The sequence below is a fragment of the uncultured Neisseria sp. genome (assembly GCF_951230505.1).
Classification (GTDB): Bacteria; Pseudomonadota; Gammaproteobacteria; order Burkholderiales; family Neisseriaceae; genus Neisseria.
The window spans coordinates 1-6360 of record NZ_CATNVN010000106.1; the positions used below are offsets into that span (position 1 = coordinate 1).

At 50.6% G+C, this 6360-nt stretch carries 5 protein-coding genes and 1 pseudogene; 3 read left to right on the top strand and 3 right to left on the bottom strand.

The window, feature by feature from the left end:
- The 3 genes and pseudogenes from Q1M25_RS07255 to Q1M25_RS07265 form a co-directional block, all read right to left on the bottom strand.
- Positions 1 to 500: pseudogene (locus Q1M25_RS07255) on the bottom strand (NADH-dependent flavin oxidoreductase); the annotation flags it as partial.
- Positions 501 to 618: 118 nt separating this feature from the next.
- Entirely contained in the window at positions 619 to 1683 is a 1065-nt protein-coding gene (locus Q1M25_RS07260; protein WP_003745670.1) for a 2,3-butanediol dehydrogenase, read from the bottom strand.
- Between the two features lie 233 nt (positions 1684 to 1916).
- Entirely contained in the window at positions 1917 to 2975 is a 1059-nt protein-coding gene (locus tag Q1M25_RS07265) for a histone deacetylase family protein (RefSeq protein ID WP_300483412.1), read from the bottom strand.
- A gap of 178 nt (positions 2976 to 3153) precedes the next feature.
- Between Q1M25_RS07265 and yajC the strand changes: the two genes are divergently transcribed.
- The 3 genes from yajC to secF all read left to right on the top strand — a co-directional run bounded on the left by yajC (position 3154) and on the right by secF (position 6288).
- On the top strand, positions 3154 to 3420 hold the full coding sequence (gene yajC / locus Q1M25_RS07270; protein WP_003675720.1) for a preprotein translocase subunit YajC: 267 nt from the start codon (positions 3154 to 3156) through the stop codon (positions 3418 to 3420).
- Positions 3421 to 3495: 75 nt separating this feature from the next.
- Entirely contained in the window at positions 3496 to 5349 is a 1854-nt protein-coding gene (secD, locus tag Q1M25_RS07275; RefSeq protein WP_300483417.1) for a protein translocase subunit SecD, read from the top strand.
- 3 nt (positions 5350 to 5352) lie between these two features.
- Positions 5353 to 6288, top strand: a complete 936-nt coding sequence (secF, locus tag Q1M25_RS07280) for a protein translocase subunit SecF (RefSeq protein WP_003686183.1) — start codon at positions 5353 to 5355, stop codon at positions 6286 to 6288.
- Positions 6289 to 6360 lie beyond the last annotated feature (72 nt).

Genomic DNA, 6360 nt, shown 5'->3' on the forward strand with positions numbered 1-6360 from the left:
CCGTGGATTTCCACGCCGTCAAAACCGGCGCGAAGCGCCAAATCGGCGGCTTGCGCATAAGAAGCGATGAGTGCTTCGACTTCTTTTTCGGTCGCTTCGCGCGCGTGTTCGGCTTCGCTGGCGGAAGCGCTGATTTTATCGAGACTGTCCAAAAGGTCATCAATGGCTTTGGAACCGCCGTGATGGATTTGCAAAATCGCTTTTGCGCCTTGCTGTTGCAGGATTTGTGCGGTTTCTTTCAGGCTGTCGAGGCAGTGCTCGCCTGTGGCTTCAGGTTGGCCGTGAAAGGCTTTGCCGTCTTTTTGAACCAAAGTGGCGGCAGTGATAAACAAGCCCATATCGCCTGCACGGTTGCTGAGGAATGTACGCTCTTGGTCGCTGATCAAACCGTCGGCTTGTGAGCCGAAATGGGTCATGGGGGCGACGACAAGGCGGTTTTTGATGGTTACGCCGTTATTGAGGGTGTATGTTTGAAAGAGTGGGGCGTATTTTGGATTCATGGAGTTTTACTCTTGATAAGTGAATGGTCGGCAGAGAATTGGGCCATTCGGGAATTTATCAAGTAGACAGGCCGTCTGAAAAGTTTCAGACGGCCTGTTTATTCTTTAAGCCTTAGGATTAAAGATTAGGATTGACAATGATTTTTACTGCGGATTCGTTGTTGTGGATCAAGCGCTCGAAGCCTTCGGAAATCAATTCGTCCAGTTTGATGCGCTGGGTGATGAAAGGCTCAAGGTTGATTTTGCCTTCTTCAACCAATTTGATGGTTTCTGCGTGGTCGTTGCAGTAGGCGATGGTGCCGCGCACGTCCAGCTCTTTCATCACGACGCTATGGACGTTGATGGTGGCAGGGTGGCTCCAAATGGATACGATGACGACTTTCGCAGTCGGACGGCATGCCTCGACCATGGTGTCCAGTACTTTGTTGACGCTGGTGCATTCGAATGCGACATCCACGCCTTCGCCGTTGGTCAGTTTTTTCACTTCTTCGACGACATCGACTTCGGATGGGTCGAGGATGTAGTCGGCAACGCCGGCTTCGCGTGCTTTGTCTTTACGTGCTTTGCTCAATTCGGTGATGATGACTTTGATGCCTTTGGCTTTCAGTACGGCAGCCAACAGTAAACCGATTGGGCCTGCACCGCCGACCAAGGCAACATCGCCTTCTTTCGCACCACTGCGTACATAAGCATGGTGGCCGACAGACAGAGGCTCAATCAAAGCAGCTTGGTCCAATGGGATTTTGTCGGAAATAGGGTGTACCCAACGGCGTTTAACGGCAATTTTTTCAGACAAGCCGCCACCGCAGCCGCCCAAGCCGATGAAGTTCATGTCTTTGGAGAGATGGTAGTTGCTGCCTTCACCGGTCGGTACGTCGTCGCGGATGATGTAGGGTTCAACAACAACGTGTTGGCCGACTTTGATGTCGTCCACGCCTTCGCCTACGGCATAAACTACGCCGGAGAACTCGTGACCCATGGTTACAGGGGCTGACTCGCCGGAGATTGGGTGTGGATGGCCGCAAGGCGGAATGAAAATCGGGCCTTCCATGAATTCGTGCAGGTCTGTACCGCAGATACCGCACCACGCAACATTAATGCCGACAGTACCCGGAGCTACGGTTGGCTCGGGAATGTCTTCGATGCGGATGTCGCCTTTGTTGTAAAAACGTGCTGCTTTCATTGTAACGCTCCTTTTTTTAAGTGGAGGCCGTCTGAAAAAGACGGTCAATTAGGGAAAGGGAAGCAGTGTGGCGTGTGAAATGTTTTTATTGATATGTTTTATGTTTGTTATTTTACTACTGACAATATGGAAATGGTTTGTCTTTGCTCAAATTAAAGTTTGTAAATGAAAAAAAAGGCCGTCTGAAATGGATAATCTGTTTTCAGACGGCCTGGGGCAATAGTTTGAATGCGTTATGGTGTAGGATTGTTACTTTTGCCGCGCTTCAGATGCTTTTGGTAGGCGATGACGTAGTCGGCCTTGCTTAAGCCCGCCAATACGCGGATGTGTGCGGCGGCGGATTTAGACATGGATTCCAAGGTATATCCGCCCTCCAGTACGGAAACGACACGTCCTTGACAGCTTGCCGTTGCTTGGACGATTTTGTGTGTCAGCCAGGCAAAATCGGCTTCATGCAGGTTCAGACGGCCTGTTTCGTCTTGTTTATGCCCGTCAAAACCTGCCGAAAGCAACACCAACTCGGGGCGGAAGGCCGTGAGCTTGGGCAGCCATTGTTCGCGGATGGTCGTGCGGAAGATACGGCTGCCTGTGCCCGGTTTGAGGGGCGTATGCAGCATATTCTTATTGCCGGCGTATTGTTCCGCCTGAGGGAAGGGAAAGATGTCGGTTTCAAACAGGTTGAAAAACATCACGCGCGGATCGTCTTGGAGAATCTCCGCCGTACCGTCGCCGAAGTGGACGTCGAAATCGATGACGGCGATGCGTTGCAAGCGGTATTGGGCAATGGCGTGCATCACGCCGGCGGCGGTGTTGTTAACGAGGCAGAATCCGCCGGCGCTGTTGCTGTGGGCATGGTGGCCTGGCGGGCGGATGGCGCAAAAAGCATGCCAGGCCTTTTTGTTCATCACCATATCGACTGCCTTGACGACGGCGCCGGCCGCAAAACGGGCGGCTTGGAGGGAGTCGTGGCAGATGACGGTATCGTCGTCGATACGGTGGATTTTACCGGGGAGCGGCTGGGCGGCTTCCAACTCGTGCAGATAGTTGCGCGAGTGGACCAATGCCAGCTGCGCATCTTTGATTTCCGGTGCTTCGGCGGTTTGCAGGCGACGCCAAATGCCTTCTTGTTTTAAGGCGGTTTGAATGGCGCTGATGCGTTCGGGCCTGTCGGGATGGTTGGGCCCCGGCTGGTGCTGTAGGAATATCGGATGCGAAATCCATACGGTGCGGGCGTTTTTGCCAAACAAACGGCGCAGGCGGGTGCTGATGCGCCAAAGGATTTTTTTGAACATGGAACAGTATGTGTCGGACAAGTCGTAAAGACTGCTAAATATGGTTAATAAATACGGAAATACTTGGAAATTTTTCAGACGGCCTTTAGAATATCTCAATTTTGCAGTCCAACCAATGTGTTTGATTGCAGTGTGCAGTTTTTTACTTAAATCTAAAACTTGAAAGAACGGATATATTATGAATCAAGCAGTGGCTCAATTTGCCCCTTTAGTGCTGATCATGGTGGTGTTTTACTTCCTGATTATGCGTCCTCAACAAAAGAAATTCAAAGCGCACCAAGCGATGTTGGCCGCTTTGAAAGTCGGCGATAAGGTCGTTTTGGCGGCAGGTTTCAAAGGCCGCGTGACCAAAGTCGGCGAGCAATTCTACACTGTCGACATCGGTCAAGGTGCGAAAATCGAAGTGGAAGTTGAGCGCAACGCGATTGCCGCGAAAGCCGAATAATCCGTTTTTTTGCAAAAAGCCGCCTCATTTCCCGAGCGCGGCTGTTTGCCTTTATAAATAAAGCAAAGGTTTACCATGAACCGTTATCCTTTATGGAAATACCTGCTGATTGCGTTCACGATTGTGGTTGCGGCTGTTTACTCGCTGCCCAACCTTTTCGGTGAAACGCCTGCCGTACAGGTATCGACCAACCGACAAGCCATCGTGATCAACGATCAAACCCAGTCTAAAGTGGATGCCGCGCTGAAGCAGGCAGGTATTCAGACTGATGGTATGTTCATCGTCGACAACTCGCTGAAAGTGCGTTTCAAAGATACCGAAACGCAATTGAAAGCGCGCGACGTCATCGAAAATACTTTGGGCGAGGGATATATTACCGCGCTCAACCTGTTGGCAGACAGCCCTGAGTGGATGGCGAAAATCAAAGCCAATCCGATGTTCCTGGGTCTGGACTTGCGCGGCGGCGTGCATTTCACCATGCAGGTGGACATGAAAGCCGCGATGCAGAAAACGTTTGAACGTTATTCCGGCGACATCCGCCGCGAATTGCGCCGCGAAAAAATCCGTACCGGCACGGTGCATCAGACTGAAAACGGTCTGACCGTGCCTTTGCAAGATGCTGCCGATGTACAAAAAGCCTTGCCTCAGTTGCAAAAATTGTTCCCTGAAGCCACGCTGCTGCCGGACGGCAACAATATCGTGCTGACTTTGTCTGAAGAGGCAATCAATAAAGTACGTTCTGATGCTGTTAAACAAAACATCAATACGTTGCACAACCGTGTGAACGAATTGGGCGTAGCCGAACCGGTTATCCAACAATCCGGCCTTGACCGCATTGTCGTACAGCTGCCGGGCGTGCAAGATACTGCTAAAGCCAAAGACATTATCGGCCGTACCGCAACTTTGGAAGTGCGCATGGTGGAAGACGACCCGATTAAACTGCAAGAAGCTTTGAACGGCAATGTGCCGACCGGTTACGAATTGCTGTCAAGCGGTGGCGATCATCCGGAAACTATCTTGGTCAACAAACAAGTTGAACTGACCGGCGACAACATCAACGATGCGCAACCTAGCTTTGACCAAATGGGCGCGCCTGCCGTGAGCCTGAGCCTGGATAGTGCGGGCGGCAGTATTTTTGGCGAATTGACTTCGGCCAATGTGGGTAAACGTATGGCTATGGTGTTGATCGACCAAGGTAAATCCGAAGTCGTTACCGCGCCTGTCATCCGTGCCGCCATTACCGGCGGCCGCGTGGAGATTTCCGGCAGCATGACGACAGCCGAAGCCAACGATACTTCATTGTTGCTGCGTGCCGGTTCGCTGGCCGCGCCGATGCAGATTGTCGAAGAACGTACCATCGGCCCGTCTTTGGGTAAAGAAAACATTGAAAAAGGTTTCCACTCTACCTTGTGGGGCTTTGCCGCTGTTGCTGCATTCATGGTGATTTACTACCGCCTGATGGGTTTCTTCTCTACCATCGCTTTGAGTACCAATATCTTGTTCTTGGTAGGTATTTTGTCTGCAATGCAGGCAACGCTGACCCTGCCGGGTATCGCCGCGTTGGCATTGACATTGGGTATGGCGATTGACTCCAACGTATTGATTAACGAACGTATCCGTGAAGAATTACGCGCAGGTATACCACCTCAACAGGCCATCAACCTCGGTTTCCAACACGCTTGGGCAACCATTGTTGACTCCAACTTGACCTCCCTGATTGCCGGTATCGCTTTGTTGGTATTCGGTTCCGGTCCTGTACGCGGTTTTGCGGTCGTACACTGTATCGGTATTCTGACTTCGATGTATTCATCCGTGGTCGTGTTCCGTGCTTTGGTCAACTTGTGGTACGGCCGTCGCCGCAAATTGCAAAATATTTCCATTGGTGCGGTGTGGAAGCCGAAAGCTGAAATGGCAGAAGGCAAGGAGTAAAACATGGAATTATTTAAAATCAAACGCGATATTCCGTTTATGAGCTACGGCAAACTGACGACCTTTATTTCGTTGGTTACGTTTATCGCCGCCGTGTTCTTTTTGGTAACCAAAGGCTTGAATTTCTCCGTCGAATTTACCGGCGGTACAGTGATGGAAGTCCAATATCAGCAGGGCGTGGATGTGAATAAAACGCGCGAACGCCTTGATACGCTGAAAATGGGTGATGTACAGGTTCAGGCATTGGGTACGAACAAACACATCATGATTCGCCTGCCGAACAAAGAAGGCGTAACGTCAGCCCAGCTGTCCAACCAAGTAATGGATTTGCTGAAAAAAGACAATCCTGACGTTACCTTGCGCCAAGTCGAATTCATCGGCCCTCAGGTTGGTGAAGAATTGGTTACCAATGGTTTGATGGCATTGGGCTTCGTGGTGGCTGGTATTATTATTTACTTGTCCATGCGTTTTGAGTGGCGTTTTGCAGTGTCCGCGATTATTGCGAATATGCACGATATCGTGATTATTCTCGGCTGTTTTGCCTTCTTCCAATGGGAATTCTCTCTGACTGTCTTGGCAGGTATCTTGGCTGTTTTGGGTTATTCCGTAAATGAATCCGTGGTGGTGTTTGACCGTATTCGTGAAAACTTCCGTAAGCCGCATATGCGCGGCCATACTGTTCCGGAGGTCATCGACAATGCGATTACCGCAACCATGAGCCGTACCATCATTACCCACGGTTCGACCGAGGCAATGGTTGTTTCTATGCTGGTGTTCGGCGGTGCAGCCTTGCACGGTTTCTCTATGGCGCTGACCATCGGTATTGTGTTCGGTATTTACTCTTCCGTATTGGTTGCTAGCCCGCTCTTGCTGATGTTTGGCTTGAGTCGTGAGAACATTGCCAAAGAAGTGAAGAAAAAAGAAGAAGTGGTAGTTTAATCGCTGTAATACTTCAATAACTTAGAAATGGTGTCAATCAGGAGAAAAGATGATCTGGAAAGGAGGCATAAA

Coding starts and splice junctions, on each gene's coding strand:
- secF (WP_003686183.1), top strand. CDS start 5,353: ATGGAATTATTTAAAATCAAACGCGATATTCCGTTTATGAGCTACGGC.
- yajC (WP_003675720.1), top strand. CDS start 3,154: ATGAATCAAGCAGTGGCTCAATTTGCCCCTTTAGTGCTGATCATGGTG.
- Q1M25_RS07265 (WP_300483412.1), bottom strand. CDS start 2,975: ATGTTCAAAAAAATCCTTTGGCGCATCAGCACCCGCCTGCGCCGTTTG.
- secD (WP_300483417.1), top strand. CDS start 3,496: ATGAACCGTTATCCTTTATGGAAATACCTGCTGATTGCGTTCACGATT.
- Q1M25_RS07260 (WP_003745670.1), bottom strand. CDS start 1,683: ATGAAAGCAGCACGTTTTTACAACAAAGGCGACATCCGCATCGAAGAC.